Raw genomic sequence first — 20,628 nt, forward strand, 5'->3', positions numbered from 1 at the left:
ATCCACCGTGTTGGACGCCGCCAGCACGCTGACCTTGTCGTTGCCGGCGTAGGTGGTGACCTTGTTGTAAGCGCCGTTGACGCTCACGGTGTCCTTGCCCGCGCCGCCGGTGACCGTGTTGGAGCCGCCCGTGGCTTCGACGCTGTTGTCCCCGTCGCCGGCGCTGATGCTGTTGGAGCCGCCGTAGGCCACGAGGGTGTCGTTGTTGCCGTAGGCCGTGATGCTGTTGGAGCCGCCGACGGCGTAGACGTAGTTGTTGCCCCAGCCGGCGTTGACCGTGTTCTTGGCGCCCAGCACCTTGATGCTGTCGTTGCCGTTGCCGCCGTCCACGACGGCCACCGCGCCTGCGTCCACCGTGATGGTGTCGTCGCCGTCGCCGCCGGAGAGGTCGTTGTAGATGCCGGCACTCACCGAGATGGTGTCGTTGCCGCTGCCGCCGTCGATCTTGTTGTAGCCGCCGACGGTGATGGTGAGCGTGTCGTTGCCGTCGCCGCCGCGCAGCACGTTGTAGGCGCCGGCCGTCACCTTGAGCGTATCGTCGCCGCCGTTGCCGTTGAGGATGTTGGCGCCCAACGACCACGAGGTGTAGTTGTCGTTGCCGTTGCCGAAGTCTTTCTTGGTGTAGCCGAGCTTGGCGATGTCCTCGGCCAGCCCCTTGATGTCATTGCCCAGCGCCGCGAAGTCGTCGCCCAGGCTCTGGATGTCATTGCCGATGTCGCTGACGGTGTTCTCCACCGTCTTGGCCCAGCTGGTCACCGTGCTCGATACATCGCTCCAGGCCTTCTTGGCCCAACTGAACATGCCCATGACCGATTCCTCCCCTGACTGATTTGCGCTGGTTGCCGCAGGAGGGCCCGTCCAGGCGCCGTCCCGCACTTCTTCTGGCCGGGCACCCCGGCACGGCATGGCACGGTTTTTAAGCGGCGAATGTGGAGGAATTTGGGAGAACCGCCACCCATCTCGGGCAAGCCTGGGCGCCACCCGCCCGGCACCGGACAATGCGCCGCGTACGCAGCCAGGCCACTTGCGAAGTGGCCCGCGGGCGCGAAGAGGAAGCCGCAGTCATGAGCGAGAGAAAAAAAGCCCTGCTGGTCGATGACGACCCGGCGGTCACGGACTACCTGCAGATCAAGCTGGGGTCGCGCTACGACGTGGTCGCGGTCAACGACCCGACGCGCGTGGTGGAGGTGGCGCGCAGCGAGCACCCGGACGTCATCGTGTGCGACATCGACATGCCGGTCATGGACGGCGGGGCCGTCTGCCGCGCGCTGGCGCAGGCGCCGGACACGCGCGACATCCCCTTCCTGTACCTGACCTCCATCGTCTCGCCCAGCGAGTCGGCGCAGCTCGACGGCGTCATCGCCGGGCGCCCAGGCGTGTCCAAGCACGCGCCCATAGTCGACATCCTGGCGCGCATCCGCGCCGTGGTCAGCGCCTGAGCCGCGGCCGGCGGCCCCTGCCGCCGGTGAAGGAACAATCACGGGCTTCGATGGCCTGCGCCGGGACGCGGACCGCCTGGCAGGCAGGGCTTGAGGGCGCTGGGGAAGGAAAAAAATGAACGATGCCGGGCAAGCGCCACGGGTACTGGTGGTGGAAGACGACGAGCACGTGGCCGCGCTGCAGCAGGAGCACCTGCAGCGCGCCGGGCTGCGCACCGAGCGCCTGTCGCGCGGCGACGCGGTGGTGGCCCACGTGCGCGCGCACGCACCAGACCTGGTGCTGCTGGACTTGATGCTGCCCGGCGCCGACGGCACCGAGGTCTGCCGCGCACTGCGCGCCTTCAGCAACGTGCCTATCCTGATGGTCTCCGCCCGTGGCGAGGAGATGGACCGGCTGCTGGGCTTCGACCTGGGTGCCGACGACTACCTGTGCAAACCCTTCAGCCCGCGCGAGCTGGTGGCGCGCGTGCAGGCGCTGCTGCGCCGCCTGGGGCGGCTGCCGCAGCCGCCGGCACAGGCCCGGCCCACAGCGCCGCCACGCCTGCTGGAGCTGGACGCCGTGGCCCAGCGCGCGCTGTGGCGGGGCCGGCCTCTGGACCTCACGCCGCAGGAGCTGCGGCTGCTGGGGGTGCTGGCGGCGCAGCCCGCACGGGTGTTCTCGCGCATGCAGCTCATCGAGCTGGCGTACGACGGCAGCACCGAGGTGTTCGACCGCGCGGTGGACAGCCACGTCAAGAACCTGCGGCGCAAGCTTGCCGCCGCCGCGCCCGGCCATGGCTTCATCCACTCCGTCTACGGCGTGGGCTACCGCTTCGAGATCAAGGCGCAGCCGGAGGCCGCCGAGCGGGGCACAGAGGGCGGGCCGGTGCCGGGCGATGACCGGCCGGTGCTCGTACCCGCGGACCTGCGCGAGCGGCTGCCCGCGTTCCTGGCCTCGCGCCGTGCGCTGATCGAAGAGGCCACACAGGCCCTGGCGCACGAGGACCTGGCGGCGGTACGGCGCCTGGCGCACCGGCTGGCCGGCAGCTTCGCGCTCTACGGCTACACCTGGGCGGCGCAGGGCTGCCTGCGCATCGAGAACGCGCCCGCACCGGTGCCGGCGCAGGTGGCTGCCTGGCTGGACGAGCTGCGCCGCCACCTCGACGACACGCCGGTGCGCTTCGTGGAGGCGTCATGACGCGCGGCGTGCGAACCTGCGCCGCCGCGAGGCTGCTGCGCTGGCTGTGGCTGCTGGGCGCGCTGCTGGCCTGTGGCGTCGCGGGCGCGGCGCCGTCCCCGCTGGTGCGGCTGAAGGTCGAGCTGCTGGCGCTGGATGCCAGCGTGCGCGAGGTCGACGCGGCGCGGCAGGCGCCGGCGCTGTCGGCCGACGCCGTGCAGCTCACGCTGCCCTTCCGGGACCACGGCAGCTGGCTGCGCATCACGCCCTCGATGCTGCCGGTGCGGTCGGTACTGATCGTGGAGGGCAACGTGTCGGGGCCGCTGACGCTGGTGCTGCCCTACGGCGCGCGCGAGACGCGGACGAAGCTGCGGCCCGCGCCGGACATGCCGGTGGCGGCCTACGCCCAGGTCTTCGAGCTGCCCGACGTACTGGTGCGCGGCACGCCCTTGCTATTGCACGTGTCGCACCAGCACCGCGCGATCGTGCGCGTCAAGCTCATGGATGCCGAGGCTTGGCGCGCCGAGGAGCGGTTGCGCCTGGTCAGCAATGCCGTGTTCTACACGGCGGTGCTGACCTTCGCCGTCATCGCCGCCTGCTACTGGGCGGTGCTGCGCGAGCGCATGCTGGGCCACTACACGCTCTACCAGCTCACGCTGCTGCTGTTCACGGCCTGCAACGCCGGCTACGTCTACGCCTGGCCCGGCGGCGCGCTGTGGGCGCGGCTTGGCATGCATGGCCAGTGGCTGCTGGCGACACTGGCGATGGTGTTCTCGCTGGGCTTCACGCGCGGCTTCCTGTCGCTGCCGCAGCAGGCGCCGCGGCTGTCGCGCCTGTACGCCCGCCTGCGCGCGGCCGCGCTCGCCGGGGCGGCCCTGCTGCTGCTGTCGCCGGTGCACCTGGACTACGCCGGCGTGGTGCTCTCGGTGGCAATCCTGGTGAACTACCTGCTGCTGCTGGGCACCGGTGTCTGCATGACGCTGCGCGGCAACCGCTATGCCGTCTACTACATCGTGAGCTGGGCACCGCTGACGGTATCGGTGGCCCTGCGCGCGCTGCAAGGCATGGGCGTGCGGCTGCCCTTCGAAGGCGAATTCCTCTACGCCCTGTCGCTGGTGTGGCAGGCCCTGGTGCTCACCATCGGCATGGCCGACCAGGTACTGGCCGCGCGCCGCGAACGCGACGTCGCGCGCCAGGCGGCTGCGCAAGCCGCACAACTGGAGCTGCAGAACACCTACCTCAAGGAGAACATGCGGCTGCGCGAGGAGGTCGAGCGCATGAGCCGCCACGACCTGAAGACGCCGCTGGCCAGCATCGTGGCGCTGCCGCGCCTGGTGCGCGAGGCCGGCGCCCTCAACGCCGACCAGGCGGAGCTGCTGGCGCTGGTCGAGCGCGCCGGCTACCGCGTGCTGACCATGGTCAACCTGTCGCTGGACCTGCTGAAAATGGAGCAGGGCAGCTACCGCTTCGAACCCGCGGCGGTGGACCTGGAGCTGCTGCTGCACAAGGTGGTGGCCGACCTGGGGGCGCTCACGGCCGCGCGCCGGGTGTCGGTGTGCGTGCGCCAGCGCAGCGGGCCGGAGGCGGCCCCGATGCTGGCGCTGGCCGAGGAGACGCTGTGCTACTCGATCCTGGCCAACCTGCTCAAGAACGCCATCGAGGCGGCGCCGCAGGACAGCGTGGTGACGATCCGCCTGGTGCCGGGCGACCCGTTGTGGGTGCACATCCACAACCTGGGTGCCGTGCCCGCGGCGGTGCGCGGTCGCTTCTTCGAGAAGTACGCCACCGCCGGCAAGAGTGACGGGTCGGGCTTCGGCACCTACTCGGCGCGGCTGATGGCGCGCATCCAGGAGGGCGAGCTGGTCATGCGCACCGACGAGGCCGAGGGCACGACGCTGAGCCTGCGGCTGCGCTCGGCGGCCGGGCATGGCGCGGCACCGGCCCGGCCGGCGGACGCGCCGCCGCAGGACACGGACCGCCCGGACGAGGCCGAGCTGCCGCGGCTGAACGTGTTGATCGTGGACGACGACGAGCACAACCTGCTGGTGATGCGCCGCAGCCTGCCGAGCCCGCCGCTGACGCTGCGCACGGCCGCGACCGGGTGCGCGGCGCTGCAGGCGCACGAAGCGCAGCCCGCGGACGTGATCTTCATGGACCTGGAGATGCCGCTGATGAGCGGCGTCGAGGCGGTGCAGGCGCTGCGCGCGCGGGAAAAGGAAACGCGCTGCCGGCCCACGCTCGTGGTCGCGCTGACCTCGCACGAGGACGAGGCCACGCGCAGCCGCTGCCTGCAGGCGGGCTTCGACCTCTACCTGAGCAAGCCCGTTGGGCGCCAGGAGCTGCACCGCGCCCTGCGCGGCGCGGGCGGCGTGCCGGGCGGGCAGACTGCTGTGTCGCCGGTGCCGCCGCAACCACTGCCCGATCCGCAAGCGGCGCTTGAGCTGGACCCGGACCTGCGCGACACGCTGCCGAGCTTCCTGCATTCACGCCGGCAGGCGCTGGACGAGATGGCGCAAGCCCTGCGGGAGGGCGACGGTGCCTCGCTGCGCAGCATCGCGCACCGGCTGGCGGGCAGCTTCGCCCTGCACGGCTTCCGTTGGGCGGCGCATTGCTGCCAGCAGATCGAGCACGCGGACGCAGACGCGCCGGTGCTGCAGGCGCAACTGGAGGCGCTGCGGCGCCATCTGGAGACGGTGCGGATCACGTTCGGGGAGATGCAGGCGTGAGCACGCAGGGACTGCGCCGGTGGGCCCGTATGCCACCTGCCCGTATGGGCAAGCGACGGGTGGCCGGCAGCAAGGCCGGCGCAGTCCATGGCAGGTAGCTTGAACGCACGGTCAAACCGGTATCGGCTGCGGCTTGCGAGCTCCAGGCATCCCGTCACGCGCCCGCCCAGCCTTGGCGCAGGCATGCTGATTCAGGCATGCAATGCGAAATGTGAGGGGCAGCTCCGATTCGCCCGACGCGGCTTGCCGCGCCATGTGCAGCGCCTTGCTGAGCACCGGATCCGCCGAAGCGAACCGCGCGTTGCAGCCTTCGCAAACCAGCACGAAGGCGGCCGGGGTGGCCCGGTCGCTGCGAAGCTGGTACACCGTGTGGACACCGCGGCTGCCCTCTTCCCAGATGCGCATTACCAGGCCCGCCCGCTCCAGGTCTTTGAGGTTGCGGTAGATGCTGGGCAAGGCCTCCTCGCCGTTCTGGCCCAACAAGGCGCTGTAGACCTCTCCCACGCGCATCCAGCGCCCTTGCTCGCGGTGCAGCAGCGCAAGAATCTGCAAGCGCGTGGTCGTCGGCCGAATGCCGAGGCCATGAAGCTCCCAGGCGAAATCCGGCGTTGCCGGCGAACCCTCCTCCAATTGAAGTTGCACTGCCGGCGATGCGCCGCCAACAGCGGGAACAGCAGGGACAGCAGGAATCAACCGCTGCAACTTGTTTGCCATATCACTTTCCGCCATAGCATCTTGCGCAACCACTGCATTGAAGCCCTTGCAGCGGGCCGCACATTGCGACTCGACCAGGCGCACCGTATGCGCAGCGATCCGTGTCAGCGCTCGAAATTCCACACCAGCTTGAGCATGGCGCGGGTCTGGTTGGGCAGCAGCTCGCGCTGCCCGCCGGTGTAGCCCAGCCGGTCCAGCGAGAAGATCACCTCCCGCTCCGGCGCCCACCACCAGCGCAGCCGCGCGCTCACCCCCAGCTGGCTCGATACGTTGTCCCACTGCACCAGCAGGCTCTGGGCCAGACGGGTATGCGGTGTGTGGTCCAGGCGCAGGCTGGCCGTGCGCACGGTGAAGCTGCCCGTTGGCAGGCTGATGGCGTTGCGCGCCACGCCTACCCGCCAGCCCCAGTGCGGGCTGGGCTTCCAGGCAAGGTGCACCGTCTGGTCGTCCCGATGCCCGTCGTAGTAGCCGCCGCTGCGCAGCTCCGCCACGGCCGACACCGGCCGCGAGGGGGCGGTTTCCAGGTAGCCGAACAGGTAGTGCCACCCGTAACTGCCAGGCTGGATGGTGACGCCGGGTACCGGGCTGTAGGCGGAGGCCACGCGATCGCCCTCGAAGAACACCTCGGCCATCACCGTGTCGCCGGCCGCGCTGGTCCAGCCGATCTCGGGATTCAACAGCCACGACTTCTCGGTGCCGTCGAGCTTGCGTCGATAGTTCCAGTCGACCTCCGGGATGATGCTCCCGCCCTCTGCGGTGCGATGCCACCAGCCGATCTGGCCCTGCCCCCGCGTCACACCGGCCTCCGCCAGGTAGCCCAGGGCGGGCTTGAAGCTCGCGTCGACGTGCTGCCAATCGGCGCTGCCCGTGAGGCCGACGTTGGGGAACATCACGCTGCCGCCCCAGGCCTGGCCGTTGCCAAGGCCCGCATTGGTGGACTGCTGCACCCAGGCATGCGTCTCCAGGGTCTTGCCGCCCTGGCCGCCGGGCAGCGCCCAATCGGTGTTCCGGTACTGGTAGTCCATGCCCCACAGGGCGCTGCCCGCAGTGCCCTCGGGGTTGCCGCGCGTGGCCATCCAGCCGATGCGGCTGCGCTCGCCCAGCGCTCGCGCAACGCGCAGCACGGCCACGTCGGCCGCGGGCTGGTCCGGCTCGCCGGGCTCGGTGGGCCCACCTGCCACGCGGGCACCGAACAGGCCGAAGTCGAAGCCGGACCACTGGCCGGAGAACTTGAGGCCGGCGTCCAGGCTGCGCGCGCGCCCCGTCTCGTCCAGGCCGATGCGGCGCGAGTAGTAGGGGATCACGGCGCTTTCCACCAATCCACCGAAGGTGAAGCGGCCCGCATCCCGCAGGAAGAACTCGCGCTTCTCGGGACGCAGCAATTCGAAGCGCGTGAGGTTGACGGCACGCTCGTCGGCCTCGGCCTCGCCGAAATCGATGTTCAAGGCCGCCGTGGTGCGCAGGCCCGACGTGCTCTCGTGGAACACCTCCAGGCCTGGCTCCAGGCGCTGCCGCGCACGGCCCGTGCCCGTGGCGGCGGCCGATTCGCGGGTGACACGCAGCGACGGCTTGAGCCTCAGCCCCCAGTCATCCTGCTCCGAGGTGATGGCCGGCAGGGGCAAGGCATCCCCCAAGGAGTACACCTGCTTGTCCGGCTGTATGCCGGCCAGCCGCGAGCGCTCGCTGCCGCGGGGCATCCAGCGTTCGGCATTGAAGCGCCACATGCGCAGCGTCTGTGTGTCCACGGGGCCGCGCCGGCCGAAGACCGACAGCGGGATCGTGATCTCGGCATGCCAGCCGTCGGCCCCGATGTGCGCTTCGCTGCGCCACAAGGCGTCCCAGTCGTAGCGCATCTGCCCACCGTCGAAGACCAGCGCGTCAAACTGCGCACCGTTGGCGTTGACGGCGAACAGGTAGCCGTTGCGGCCCTCGCCGTCAGGATCGAAGACCAGCGTGACCTGGTCCTCGGTGAGCATGTCCTCCACGTCGCGCCGCATCTGCTGGGCCACGATGGCCGAAGGCTCGGGATCGAAGGCGTGCACCTTGACGTAGAGGAACTTGCCGTCGTGGGCCATGCGCAGTTCGGTGCGGCGGGTCGGCATCGAGCCCGTCACCGGCGCGACCTGCACGAAGCCCCCGATGGGCGTGGCATCGGCCAGCACCGGCGCAGCCGCCCCATCCGGCAAGGCGTGGCTCAGCCGCAAGGCGGCCGGCAGCAAGGCGGGCCCCGAAGGAACCCGATCCGGCGACGCCCCCGCCACGCTGGCCGCCAGCACGGCGGCCCAGACCACGGCGCCACGCCGACCGCATGCCGCCAAGCGCCGAACCTGCGTGAGGCCTGCCCGCTCATGTCGAACCAACGTCATCAGGCCACGGCACGATCATCTGCACGGCCGTCTGCCGCGAATCGGTGCACCGCGACACCGGGGCTGCCCTGCTCGGAAGGAGGCTGCGATGGCCGCAGCGGCGCTAGGCTTCCGGCCGCCATGGACGGTGGCACCTCCACGGCCACGACCTGTCCGTTTTCCATGCGCACCAGCCGGTCGGCGAGGTGGAAGTAGCGGTCATCGTGCGAGATCACGAGCACGCACTTGCCCTGCGCCTTGAGCGCGGGCAGCAGCTCGCGATAGAACACTTCCTTGAAGACGGGGTCCTGGTCGGCGGCCCATTCATCGAAGACCATGAAAGGCCGATCCTCCAGATAGGCCACGACCAGCGCCAGGCGCTTGCGTTGGCCCTGAGACAGCGCCCGCGTCGTGAAGGCCCCGTTTTTCAATTGCACCTTGTGCTGCAGGTGCAGCTTCTCGATGAGCTGGTTGCCGCGCGCATCGAGGTCCGCCACACGGCCGTCGAGCAAGTGCTCGAAGAGATGGAAGTCGGAGAAGATGGCCGAAAACGCCTGGCGGTAGCGGTCGCGGCTCGCGTCGTCCACCACGTCCTCGTTGAAGAGGATGGCGCCCTGCTCCGGACGGTACAACCCCACCAGCAGTTTGGCCAGCGAGGTCTTGCCGCTGCCGTTGCCGCCCACCAGATACGTGATTTGCCCGGGAGAGAAACTGAGGTCCACCGGGCCGAGCGTGAACAGGTCGTCGCTCCCCTCGTGGTAGTAGCGGTGGCGCAAGCCCTGCAGCGTCAGCGTCCTCAGGTCCGGCGTGGCCTGCTCCGGCGCATCCGCCTCGGTGGGTTCGAGCTGGCGCGTGATCTCGTCGATGCGCACGCCGGACACCTTGGCCAGGTTCGCGCGCGGCAGGGCCAGCAACAGGCCCTCCAGCGGCGCCACCATGTAGACGAACACCAGTGCAAAACCGGTCATCACCCGTGCGCTGTCGGCCACGTCGCCGACCAGCATGAACAGCACCAGGCCGATGAACGCGTAGACCAGGAAGTTGCCCCACGCCGCCGAGACCACGAACACCGACATCCCGAAGGCGCGCTCGCGCCGCACGGTCTCGATGGAGCCGCCCAGCACGTCCTTCGAGAACCGGGCGCGCTTGGCCGCGTTCAGCCGCAACTCCTTGGCCCCGTCCACCAGCGAGCGGAAATGGTCGAACAGCCGGTCCTGTTCCTCGGCGGCCGCCTCCAGGTGCCGGATCGCCCGCAGATGGGCCAGGTGGTAGCCCAGCGACCCCAGGCCGATCACCAGCACGGCTGCCAGGAACACCTGCCACGACAGCCAGGCCATGTAGGCGAGGCAGCCCGCCACGATGATCGCGTTGACCAGGATCATGGGAAAGCTGACGAAGAACTCGGCCACGCGCGCGCTGTGCTCGGCCAGTGCCGACTGGACCCTCGGCCCGCCGATGTCCTCCAGCTTGCGGAAATCGGTGCGGACCACGCGCGCCGAGATGAAGCGCCGCAGATCCGCATGCGCCCGCTGGCTCAGCCGCTCGAACAGCACCGACGCCAGCATCTGGCTCAGCATGGCCGCCACCGCGATCAGGGCAAATCGCAAGGCCAGCGCAGCGCGGTCGGCCGCACTGCCAGCCGTCAGTGCGGCATTGATCTGCGTGACGAGCAGCACGCTGCACACGCCCGCGACGACGCTGCTCAGACTGGCCGCGATCAGCAGATGGCGCGACTGTTGGATCAGGTAGGAAAGCACGGGCGGATCACCTTGTCTGAATGGAGTCGTTGGGTACACCCAGGCAAGACGAACCAGCCCCGCATCTGTTTACCCGACTGAACGGGCCGGCCGCTCGTTCGTCATACCGGGGATGCAGATTCCAATTCCTGTTGAGCACCCATCGATGCCGCCCCGGCGGGAGGCGAAGCCGTGATCCCGCTGCTGGCCCCGATCTTCCAGGGCGAATGGGCCCGCCACGGCGAATCGCTGCAGTGCTCGTCGCGGCGGCCGGCGGACGCCGTGGTCCTGGCCGATTTGCTGCACGGTTCTGGGCTGCTGACCCCTTTGCTGCGGCGCCATGCCCGTCATCTGGGCGTGGCCGGGCAGGACCAGCGTGCGGCCGCCTCGGCCTGGAGCCTCAGATACCTTTGGGCCTTGTTGCTGCCCGTGGTCGCGGCAGCCAGCCTGCTGCATCACCGGTTCGAGGTGGGCGCAGCGCACATCGCCGTGCGCTTCAACGAACACGGCGAGGTGGCCGGCTTCCACATTTCCCAGCAAGGACAGGCCTTGCCCGGCAGCGGCACGGCCCTGCGCTACGAATCGCTGCTGCACGATCACCTCGACCCGCTGTTCGCCGCCATCCATCAGCACACCCGGCTGGCGACGAAGATCCTGTGGGGCAACACGGCCCGCCACCTTGAGACGATCTTCAGCCAGGCGCTTCGGTTGGCCGGCCCCGTGCCCGGACTGGTCGAGGACCGCACGGCCCTGCTGGACCGCCCCGCGTGGCCGGACGGCCGCGACAACCCGATGCACCGGCGCCAGGCCGCTGCGCCGGCTGCCGGCCTGCTGACCTTGCACCGCCAGTGCTGCCTGTCCTACCTGCTGCCCGGCGAAGGCTATTGCGGCGCCTGCCCGCTCGACCCGCGGCATGGCAAGCCCTGCCGCCACCAGGCCGCCACCGGGCCCGCGTGAGGGCGCGGGTCCCGGCTGGTCCGCGTCAAGGCGTCAAGACGCTGCGGCGCAGGCCCGGATCCCGCGCGATCTCCGCCTCGGAGAATGGGAAGCGCAGCCACTGCTTGCGGGCATAGCGGATCACCGGCGCCGCGCCGCGCCCGCCAAGCAACGCCTGCTCATCCTGCCCGTGGGCCAGCAGGGTGTGCGCCTGCACACCGGCCGGCCCGAAGGTCACCACCTGCAGATAGCTGTTGGCCAGCGCATCGGGGCCCATGCGCGCATCACCCGCGCTCTCTTCGTCCGCGCAGGCCACGGTGAAGTAGCCCTGCGGGCCGCAGCCACCGTAGATCGGCACCGCCCCCTGGGCGGTGCGCGCAAAGCGATGGCGTTCCAACGGCGCATCCAGCGGCAGCCCCTTTGCCGCAAAGGCAGTCACCGCCGCAGCCAGGGCGCGGGCCACCGAGCCATCCTCCGTGCGCGGAGCGCGAGGCGTTTCCAAGGGTGCCTCGTTCGAGAAAGGCACGCCGTACAGGCTGTCGCCGGGGATCTTCTCCAACTCGGCCCAGAAGCGGTCCCACAGCAGCGCGCCGCGGGCGTCGGCATCCGCCCGCCCGCTCCAGCGGTGCAACACGCGGCACGCTGGCGCAACGTCCACTTGGCGGGCGTGCGCGCCGGCCTTGGTGTCCCCTGTCACGGGCAGCGCCACCATGCCTTGGGCGCAAGCCTGGGCCAGCAACTCAGCCTTGAACTTCTCGGCCGAGTACGCGCGCGGCGTCAGCACGGCCGACTGGACGCGCGCGGCAAGGGCCTGCGCGGACGTTGGCGTTTCGCGCATCAGCTCCGCCGCGATCTGGTGTCCCATCCGTCCGCGCAGCGACAGCGCGCGGCGTTCGCCGCCCAGCACGGTCGCGAACCCTTCCAGCGGCTGCCGCGGGTTGGACAGCCAGTAGCTGTCGTTCATGTTGGCCACGTAGTCCTCGCGCAGCAGGCCGGGCATGGCCTCGGCAGGCATGGCGCCGGGCTGCACCGAGCGGGCATCCGACGGCCAGTCGCAGCGCGACCGGCTGCCGTCCAGGACAGGCGTTATCGCGTCCATCTGCTCGAAGCCCTTCGCCAGCTTCGTCGAGCAGGCGGCGCGCAGCTCATCCGGCACGTTGGGCACCGCACCCACGTCGCCATACCAGACCCGACCGTCGCCCCGGCCTATGGCCACTGTATTGACCCAGGGCACGGCCGCCTCGCGGCGCTGGATGGCGACGAAATCGTCCAGCGATCGGGCCTGGTTCCAATAGAAGAAGTTGCGAAAGACACGGAAATTCTGCGCGTTGACGTCCCGTATCGCCAGCGCGTGGCCACGGCCCCAACCGAAAGCGGCATGGTGGCCGCCCAGATCGACGACGGGACCGAGCCGGGTGCGGTACAGCGTGCGCGTCACGCGCCGAGGCTGGCCGCGCTCGCGCACGTCCACCCGGATCGTGCGCGCCTGCATGGCCTCGGCCTGGCCGTCCACGCGGACACGCGTTGGATCGGCTTCGTCAAGCGTCAGGTCGAACAGGCCGAACCGTCGCGCGGCCGACACCGTGTGGCTCCAGGCCACGTGCTCGTTGAAGCCGATCATCACCAGGGGCACGCCGAGGAATCCCGCTCCCGCCACGTTCAGCCGGCCCGGGATCGTCAGATGCATCTGGTAGAAGCGGTCGGGGCCGCCCCAGTACCAGTGCGGGTTGCCGAACAGCACGGCTTCGGACTCACCCGTGGCCTCGCGCCCAAACGCCAGCATGTTGCTGCCCACGCCTTCGCGCTCGCCGATGCGATAGGCCAGACGCTCACGCAGCGCGAGCCGCGCGGGCGCCACGGCGGCCGCCCGGTCTTGCGGCGGCACGGCGCCGGTGATCTCGGCGATGAAGTGCGCGTAGCCACCCGCAATCTGTGCCGCATAGAGGCGACGGAAGATGTCGTCCGCATCGATATTGCGCACCCAGGCCGCACGAGCGCACGCCCGGTGCGAGGCCAGCCGTGGCGCTTTTCGCACGTTCGCCACGTAGCGGTTGTAGCCTGCGGCGTACCCTTCGATCAATTCGTTCAGCTCGGCCGGCTGCTGTGCCCGGTACTGCGCGAGCACCTCGGCGTCGGCGAACGCGCGGAAGAAGAAGTCCAGGTCCAGGTTTTTCGGCCGGCCGAAGGTCGAGTCGCGAGCCGGCCTGCCATCGGGGCCGAAAAACCACGAGCGCCGGCCCTCGTAGGTCACGAAGGCCTCGGCCAGGGTGCACAGCGCGTCCTGCGCCTGCGCGTAACCCACCCCGCGGCCCAGCGCATGCCAGCTGCCGGCCAGCACATGCGCAATGCCGTCCGTCGTGCGGCGGATCTCCACGAAGGACGGCGGCTCGATCGCCGGCGTTCCTGCCCGCGCCTCCTCTTGCGCCCGGGCCGCCGGCTGCCACGCCATGAGGCCTGCCGCCAACAGCGCGGCCCACGGCCGCGGCACCCTTTGCGTCGCCTTGTTCCAGCCCGTCTTGTTCATTGCCCTGTCCCGTTGCATCGGCCGCCGCGTGGCGGCGTACCGTGGATCATCCGCCGCGCTGCTCGAACCCTTCGAGTACGTTGACCGTGTTGATGCCCACTTCGGAGACTGCATAGCCCCCTTCGAACACGAACACCGTCGGCAGCCCGGCCGACGCCAGTGCCTCTCCGATGCGCAGGTAGTCGTCCTGGCGCAGCCGGAAGCCCGAGATGGGGTCTCCCTCGAAGGTGTCCACCCCCAGCGACACGACCAGTGCGCCGGCACCGTGATCGGCGATGGCGCGCAGCGCCTGGCCCAGCGCGCCGTGCCAAGCGGGAAAGCCGGTGCCGCGAGGCAAGGGCAAGTTCAGGTTGCAGCCCAGGCCCTCGCCCACCCCCGTCTCATCGGCGTGCCCCAGGAAGAACGGGTACTCGGTCAGCGGATCGCCGTGCAGGCTGGCGTAGAACATGTCGGCACGGTCGTAGTACAGCGTCTGCGTCCCGTTGCCATGGTGGTAGTCGATGTCGAGGACGGCCACGCGCTCCACACCACCGTCGCGCAGCGCTTGGGCCGCCAGCGCGGCGTTGTTGATGAAGCAGTAGCCGCCAAAGAAGTCATGCCCCGCGTGATGCCCCGGCGGGCGGGTGAGCGCGAACGCCGCACGCGCCCCGCCAAGCACACGGCCTGCCGCGGACAAGGCGCACCAGGCGCCTTCCCGGGCCGCGTCCCAGGTGCCCGCCGTCAGCGGGGTGCCCGCGTCGTAAGAGAACAGCCCCATGCGGGCGGCAAAGTTCTGCGGCACCACGTCGCTGCGGTGGCCTCGGACGGGCCACACCGATGGGAGCGCATCGCGCTGCGCGTTGCCGCCGTTCAACGCAACCCATTCCTCCCAGGCGCCGCGCAGGAACTGCAGATAGGGCAGCGCGTGCACCCGCTCCAGCACGGCTTCATCAAAGGCCTGCGGCGCCTCTATGGCACCCAGCCGGCGCCCGCGCAGCTCCGCGAGCACCCGCTCCACCCGCGACGGCACCTCGAAGCAAGGCACCAGCTCGCCCCGGAACATCTCGGCTTTGCCATGGTGCTGCCCATGCCGCTCGTTGTAGAAGGTAATCAACGCGTGCCCTCGCCGGCCGGCAGCTCGGGCGCGAGCTCCAGGCCCGCCATGGTGGCCAGTCCACGGTACAACGCCGGAAAAAGGCTGCGGTTGAAGTTGTTCCAGCGCAGCTCCAGGATGGTGTCGGCCGGATCGATGTCGGTGTTCAATACGTCGGCAATCACCTCGCCGGAGTCAATGCCGTTGTCCACGTAATGGAAGGAGGCGCCCGTCTTGCGCACCGGCGGCACCGGCCGCGTCGCCATCGTGGCCCAGTCGACCACCCGCTGCCCGCGCGCGCCGTGCAGGGCGTCGAGCGTCGCATAGGCGCCTCGCCGCTCATACGGCGAATCGATCCGGGTGATGCCGGGGTGGATGTTGACGATCTTGCGGTGGTAAGGCGCGCCCGGGCGCACCAGCGCGTCCAGGATCACCAGCAGGCCGTCGAGCACGACGAGCTCTGCGCCGAGCGTCGCGAGCTTGTCCAGCAGCCGGGCCTCGAAAGCGCGCTTGCCGGCCGCGCGATCCGGCGAATCCAGCGGCAGCCGCCGGTAGGTCGACGGCACCGCCATCAGCAAGTCGCTGGCCAGGCGGCCCTGCACCGCCAGATCGTGCGGATAAAACCATGGCTGCCCCGGCCGTGGCGAGAAGCCATAGCCATGGAGCTTTTCACGGTCACGCGGCGATCCTTCGTCGTCATCGAATATCACTGCCTCCAGCGAGTACGCGTCACCCAGCGGCGTCCGATCCAGGGCGTGTGCCAGGTATTCGAGCGGCGACGTCATGTACCGCTTGCCGCCCTTGTAGGCAATGTGCTGGCCGGCCTGGTCCGCAGCGGCGTTGCGGAGCGACCAGATGTAGACGAGTTTGGTCTTGGACATGGGTTCCATGCGGGGCGTTGTTGCAAAGGGCGCGGTCGCGGACCGTCGACACGGCTCGTTTCTGCACCCGGCATGCCCATGTAGACGAACCAAGCGCGCCAACGTTTAGCCCTGCGCGCCTAAACAACCACGCCCCCCGCACGTCTGACTCCATGGCGCGCACAGAAGGCGCCATCCAACCAGCCACCTTCCCCGCCTGGGGACGAGGCGCCTTCGCGCGCCGAACCACAAGGAGTCTCACCGTGCAACACGACCTGATCGGCATCGGATTCGGCCCGTCGAACATCGCGCTGGCCGTCGCGCTGGAAGAGAAGCGGCAACCCGGTCGCCGCATCAACCCGCTGTTCATCGAGCGGCAACCCAGCCTCACATGGCACAAGGACATGCTGCTCGAGCACGCACACATGCAGATCTCCTTCCTCAAGGATCTGGCCACGCTGCGCAATCCGACCAGCCGCTTCACCTTCGTCAATTATCTGCACGAGAAGCGCAGGCTGCAGGACTTCATCAACCTCAAGACGTTCTATCCGAGCCGCCACGAGTTCAACGACTACTTCGTATGGGCGGCCACGCAGTTCGAGGACCGTTGCGTCTATGGAGAGGAGGTGCTCGAAGTGCTTCCCGAAAAGCAAGGCGACGAGGTGCCGCTGCTGCGCGTGCGCTCGCGCGACCAGGCCGGAGAGCTGCACGACCGCCTGGCCCGCAACCTGGTGGTGAGCATCGGGGGCACCGCCCACGTTCCGGAGCTCTTCCAGCCATTCAAAGACGATTCGCGCATCTTCCACTCGCACCACTACCTGCGCGGCATCGCCAGGAATGCTCAAGCCAGGAAGATTGCCATCATCGGCGCCGGCCAGAGCGCCGCCGAGCTTTTCATGGACCTGCACGGCAGGCCCAACGCACCAGAGGTCGATCTGGTCATGCGTGCACGGGCGATTCGGCCCGCGGACGACAGCCCGTTCGTGAACGAGATCTTCAACGCGGACTTCGTGGATCACATGTTCAGCCGCTCGCAGGGCGAGCGCAGCGACATGCTTCGGGAGTTCCGGCACGCCAACTATGCCTGCCCGGATCTTGAGTTGATCGGGCAACTCTTCAAGGTCTTCTATGAGCAGAACGTCAGGGGCGATGAGCGCCACCGCTTCCTGCGCCGCCATGAAGTCCGCAAGGTCCAGGCTGGCCCCCAAGGCATCGAGCTCACGCTCTTCGACCTCAATGCCGAGCGCGAAGTCACCACGCGCTACGACGCCGTCGTGCTGGCCACGGGCTACGAACGCCAACAGCACAAGGGGCTGCTCGCCCCCCTCGCGCCGTACCTGGGAGACCTCGAAGTCGACCGCCACTACCGCATCAAGAGCGCGCCGAACTTCCGCCCTGCCGTCTTCATTCAAGGCACCAACGAAGCCTCGCACGGCCTGAGCGACACCTTGCTGTCCGTGACGGCGGTGCGCTCCGGCGAGATCAGCGACGCACTGCTGCACCACCGGCATGCCGCGCCGGGAAACCTCGTCGCGGCACAGCCCAATGACCCCGTTCACATCTGCTGAAAACTCAAAATGGACAACAAAACCAGAGTTCACGACATCACCCCGCCAGGCCGCCTCACACCGATCGGACACGCACTCAACATCGCCCTTGCGGGGCTGATGGTCACCTCGTATGCGCATGCTCATGCGGCCGATGTGGCCGCAGCGCCCGCGGCGCCTGCCAGCGCAGTCGCGCCGGATGACGCCGTCCTGCCGGCCATCAGGGTGAAGGCGGCGGCCACGCCGCAGGAGTCGCCGCTGCGCCACCTCGCCAAGCCGTCGACGAGCGGCGCGCTCGGCGAAAAGGTCGTGCTCGACACGCCTTTCTCGCTGACGGTGGTCGACAGCGAGCAGATCTCCGAGCGCAGCGCGCGCTCCATCGGCCAGATCTTCGTCAACGATCCGGCGGTCTACACACCATCGTCGTCATACACCACCGACTGGTGGGGCACGCAGATCCGCGGCTTGGGCGTGCGCAACATGTACATCGACGGCATCCCGCTGCTGCTGTACTGGGGCGGCGACTTCCCGACCGAGATCGTGGAGAGCGTCACCGCGTTGAAGGGCCTGACCGGCTTCATGTACGGCTTCGGCGAGCCCGGCGGCGCGCTGAGCTACGAGATGAAGCGGCCCAAGGCGGCCGACGCCACCACGGTGGAGATGGGTTGGCGCAACCCAAGGGTGCTGAGCGCGCATGTCGACACCAGCCGGCGCCTGGGCGAAGACAGCGCGCTGCGCGTCAACCTCGCAGCCGAAAAGGGCACGGCCTACAACGACAGCCAGCCCGATCGCAAGGTAGCCTCCGTGGCCTTCGAGCAACGCCTGTCGAGCACGCTGAACTGGTTCACGACCGTGGCCTACGAGGACAACAATCTCAAGCGTGAGCCGCTGCTGTTCTACGTCAACCAATATGACGCCGCGGGCAGCGGCGGCAAGCTGCCGCGGGTCTCCTACGACTACGGCAAGATCAACGTCGCCAACTCGTTTTACCGCACCAAGACCCAACTGGCCTCAACCGAGCTGAAGTGGCAGTTCGACCCCGACTGGAGCTTGAAGACACAGCTTGGCCTCGCGCGCAAGGATCACCTGTCGAACAAGGGCTTCGCCGAGCTGCTCAACGCCAGCGGCGACTACGCCGGCATCACGTACACCTTCGCCGGCAGGCTCGACACCTTCTATGGGCAAAGCTTGCTGCAGGGTCATCTCACCACCGGCAGCGTGCGCCATGAAATCGTCGCAGGCGTCGGCTTGCAGCGCGCCAAGGACCGTTGGAGCAACGTCACGGTCTGGGATAACGACTTCAACGGCAACCTCTACCAGGACCAGACGCACAGCTTCACGCAGCCGCTGGACTTCTCGCTCTCCCCCACGTCGGCCGACGTCCGGCAAAAATACGCATTCCTCAGCGACACGATCAAGTGGCACGCCCAATGGGAGGCCATCGTTGGCGTTCGCTACACCGACTACGACTCGAAGGACCTGGACGGCGACCCTACCACCAATTCGGGCTACGGTGCACGCAAGGCGAGTCCGACGCTGGCTTTGATCTGGAAGCCCGACGCGGCAACGCGCGTGTATGGCAGCTTCGTGCAGGCACTCGAACCGGGCACGCGCGTCGGGGCGGTGTATGCGAATGCCGGCGAAGTGCTCGGCGCCACCGTCTCGAAGCAATACGAGATGGGCGTGAAGCACGCGTCCAGAGGCGTCGACTACACCGCGGCACTGTTTCGCGTGGAACGCGCCAACCAGATGGAACAGTTGCGCGACGGCCTGCGCTATCTCACGCAGGACGGGATGACGGTCTACAACGGGATCGAGTTGTCTGGTGCCTGGCAGGCGACGCGCTCGCTCAACCTGGGCCTCGGCACGGTCTTCCTCGATGCCAGCATCGACAAGGTCTCGGAAGACAACGCTGCGCTGCGCGGCAACACGCCGTCGAATGCGGCGCGCTGGCAAACGGTGGCCAACGCGCAATACCGCGTGCCGGCCGTGCCGGGGCTCAAGCTGCACGGGAACGTGCGCTACTACGGCGGCATCTTCGCCAACGATGCCAACACGCTGAAAGTGCCCGCGTACACGCTGGTCAACGCCGGCTTCACGCACGAATTCACCTTCCAGGGCCGTGAGCTGACGCTGATCGGCAACGTCAACAACCTGTTCAACCGCAAATACTGGGCGGGTGGCGGCTGGTCCAACCTCAACGTCGGCGAGGCGCGCAACGTCTCGCTGAACCTGAAGATGCAGTTCTGAGCCTGGCTTCGGCCATGGGGCGGCACCGCAAGCCGCCTCGAGCCGGTGGCGGACCACGCCGTGCAGCACCCCTTGCGCAAGCGGCCTGCCATTCCTGGCAGGCTGCTCGCGCTTGTCACGGCGAATGCACGATGCAGGTTCGTACACCCGCAGCCGTGCGAAGCGGGCTTGAGGCGGCCGCCGGACCACCCCTTTTGCCCGGCTTCCTTCAGCGGCATCAGCCCGCACGGCACAGCGGCAGCAGTGCAAGCCGCGCGTCCAGATCCGCCAGCAGCACCTCGCTGGCCACGATGCCGATGTGATCGGCGTCGACCGACACGTGTGACACCCGTTCGGCCCCCAACTGCGCCGCCAGGCCCTGCACCAGCGCGGGCGCGCGGTCGCGCACCCACCAGCAGTGCACGTCCGCCTCGACACGCGAAACTGGCCCGCGCGAACGCAAGGTGACCTCGCTGAGGCCGCGGCTCACGACGAACAGGCGCACGAGCTCGCCGGCGCCCAGGTCGCCATGGCGGTGGTCCGTTTGCAGCCCCCCCGCCGCGAGGGCCTGCTCGACCCAGTCCCGCAGCGGCGCCTCGTCTTGCATCGGGTCGGCGAGCGTCTCGGGCAACCGCAGCGCCAGCGCCAGGCGGATATCGAACGACGCCAGGAACTCGGCAAACCCCGTGCGCCAATCCTCCAGCGTGTAGGGCGCATCGTCGAGCGCCACGAAGGAGTCCACCAGGCCCAGGAAGCCGACCGCCTGGCCTTCGGCCTCCAGCCGCGCAGCCATTCGCGCGGCCAGGGTGCCGCCGAGCGACCAACCCAGCAGGTGGTAGGGCCCCGCCGGCTGAATCCCGCGGATCATGGCCACGTAGTCGTCGGCCATTCGGTCGAGCGACTCGTCGCGGTACGAGGGGTCCGTCAACGTCCGGCAGGCCACGCCGTACACCGCGCGCCGCCCATTGAGGTGCTGGGCCATCGGCAGGTAGCCCAGCACGGTGCCCAGCCCGGAATGGATGCAGAACAGCGGCGCAACGGTATCGACGGCCTGGTTCAGCCGCATCAGCGTCGACGCTGGCGCACCGCCGGGCCGCGAGGCCTCGACGAGGCCCGCAAGGGTCGGATGCATCATCAACGTCTGCAGGCTCAACGCCAGCCCAGGCAGCTCGCGCAAGCGTGCATGGGTCGTCACCCGCAGCGCCAGCAGCGAGTGCCCGCCGAGCTCGAAGAAGTTGTCGTGCCGGCCGACCCTGGCAACCCCCAGCACCTCGGCCCAGACCTCGGCCAGCGCCGCCTCCAGCGCGCCTTGCGGCGCCTCGTAGGCCCGCTCGCTCGTGAACG

Annotated in this window: 14 protein-coding genes; 6 read left to right on the forward strand and 8 right to left on the reverse strand. The window is 69.0% G+C overall.

The window, feature by feature from the left end:
• The coding region (locus tag ALA01S_RS25020) for a calcium-binding protein (RefSeq protein WP_169806006.1) at positions 1-807 on the reverse strand (807 nt) is incomplete at its 3' end.
• 257 nt (positions 808-1,064) lie between these two features.
• On the opposite strand from ALA01S_RS25020, the gene ALA01S_RS25025 reads away from it, so the two are divergent.
• The 3 genes from ALA01S_RS25025 to ALA01S_RS25035 all read left to right on the forward strand — a co-directional run bounded on the left by ALA01S_RS25025 (position 1,065) and on the right by ALA01S_RS25035 (position 5,321).
• Complete coding sequence (locus ALA01S_RS25025; RefSeq protein WP_066342035.1) at positions 1,065-1,439, forward strand: response regulator; 375 nt, start codon at positions 1,065-1,067, stop codon at positions 1,437-1,439.
• A 115-nt stretch (positions 1,440-1,554) separates the two neighbouring features.
• On the forward strand, positions 1,555-2,616 hold the full coding sequence (locus ALA01S_RS25030; protein ID WP_169806007.1) for a response regulator: 1,062 nt from the start codon (positions 1,555-1,557) through the stop codon (positions 2,614-2,616).
• Complete coding sequence (locus ALA01S_RS25035) at positions 2,613-5,321, forward strand: response regulator (RefSeq protein ID WP_066342036.1); 2,709 nt, start codon at positions 2,613-2,615, stop codon at positions 5,319-5,321. Before ALA01S_RS25030 ends, ALA01S_RS25035 begins: the two co-directional genes overlap by 4 nt.
• A 111-nt stretch (positions 5,322-5,432) precedes the next feature.
• On the opposite strand, the gene ALA01S_RS25040 is transcribed toward ALA01S_RS25035, so the two are convergent.
• From ALA01S_RS25040 to ALA01S_RS25050, 3 genes are all read right to left on the reverse strand, one after another.
• On the reverse strand, positions 5,433-6,035 hold the full coding sequence (locus ALA01S_RS25040; protein WP_169806008.1) for a transcriptional repressor: 603 nt from the start codon (positions 6,033-6,035) through the stop codon (positions 5,433-5,435).
• Positions 6,036-6,139: 104 nt separating this feature from the next.
• Positions 6,140-8,326 carry a carbohydrate binding family 9 domain-containing protein gene (locus tag ALA01S_RS25045; protein WP_066342038.1) on the reverse strand — a complete coding sequence of 729 codons (2,187 nt, stop codon included), beginning with the start codon at positions 8,324-8,326 and terminating at the stop codon, positions 6,140-6,142.
• 74 nt (positions 8,327-8,400) lie between these two features.
• Entirely contained in the window at positions 8,401-10,137 is a 1,737-nt protein-coding gene (locus ALA01S_RS25050) for a cyclic peptide export ABC transporter (RefSeq protein ID WP_084267922.1), read from the reverse strand.
• Positions 10,138-10,308: 171 nt separating this feature from the next.
• On the opposite strand from ALA01S_RS25050, the gene fhuF reads away from it, so the two are divergent.
• Positions 10,309-11,073, forward strand: a complete 765-nt coding sequence (fhuF, locus tag ALA01S_RS25055) for a siderophore-iron reductase FhuF (RefSeq protein WP_084267923.1) — start codon at positions 10,309-10,311, stop codon at positions 11,071-11,073.
• A gap of 25 nt (positions 11,074-11,098) precedes the next feature.
• Here the strand turns inward: fhuF and ALA01S_RS25060 are convergent, their stop codons facing one another.
• Genes ALA01S_RS25060 through ALA01S_RS25070 form a run of 3 tightly spaced genes read right to left on the reverse strand, consistent with a single transcriptional unit; the run spans position 11,099 to position 15,529 of the window.
• Entirely contained in the window at positions 11,099-13,576 is a 2,478-nt protein-coding gene (locus tag ALA01S_RS25060) for a penicillin acylase family protein (RefSeq protein WP_238455942.1), read from the reverse strand.
• Between the two features lie 46 nt (positions 13,577-13,622).
• Positions 13,623-14,669: a histone deacetylase family protein gene (locus ALA01S_RS25065; protein ID WP_066342040.1), complete on the reverse strand. Its 1,047-nt coding sequence runs from the start codon at positions 14,667-14,669 to the stop codon at positions 13,623-13,625.
• On the reverse strand, positions 14,666-15,529 hold the full coding sequence (locus tag ALA01S_RS25070) for a formyltransferase family protein (RefSeq protein ID WP_066342044.1): 864 nt from the start codon (positions 15,527-15,529) through the stop codon (positions 14,666-14,668). The genes ALA01S_RS25065 and ALA01S_RS25070 overlap by 4 nt, the downstream gene beginning before the upstream one ends.
• A gap of 242 nt (positions 15,530-15,771) precedes the next feature.
• Here ALA01S_RS25070 and ALA01S_RS25075 point away from each other — a divergent pair, with 242 nt between their 5' ends.
• Both ALA01S_RS25075 and ALA01S_RS25080 read left to right on the forward strand, forming a co-directional pair.
• Entirely contained in the window at positions 15,772-17,076 is a 1,305-nt protein-coding gene (locus tag ALA01S_RS25075; RefSeq protein ID WP_066342041.1) for a lysine N(6)-hydroxylase/L-ornithine N(5)-oxygenase family protein, read from the forward strand.
• A 9-nt stretch (positions 17,077-17,085) separates the two neighbouring features.
• Positions 17,086-19,305, forward strand: coding sequence for a TonB-dependent siderophore receptor (locus ALA01S_RS25080; RefSeq protein ID WP_084267925.1), 2,220 nt, complete (start codon positions 17,086-17,088; stop codon positions 19,303-19,305).
• Positions 19,306-19,522: 217 nt separating this feature from the next.
• On the opposite strand, the gene ALA01S_RS25085 is transcribed toward ALA01S_RS25080, so the two are convergent.
• Positions 19,523-20,628: alpha/beta fold hydrolase (locus ALA01S_RS25085; RefSeq protein ID WP_157119274.1), on the reverse strand; the 1,106-nt coding region annotated here is incomplete at its 5' end.

The organism is Azohydromonas lata NBRC 102462 (genome assembly GCF_001571085.1).
Taxonomy (GTDB): domain Bacteria; phylum Pseudomonadota; class Gammaproteobacteria; order Burkholderiales; family Burkholderiaceae_C; genus Azohydromonas; species Azohydromonas lata.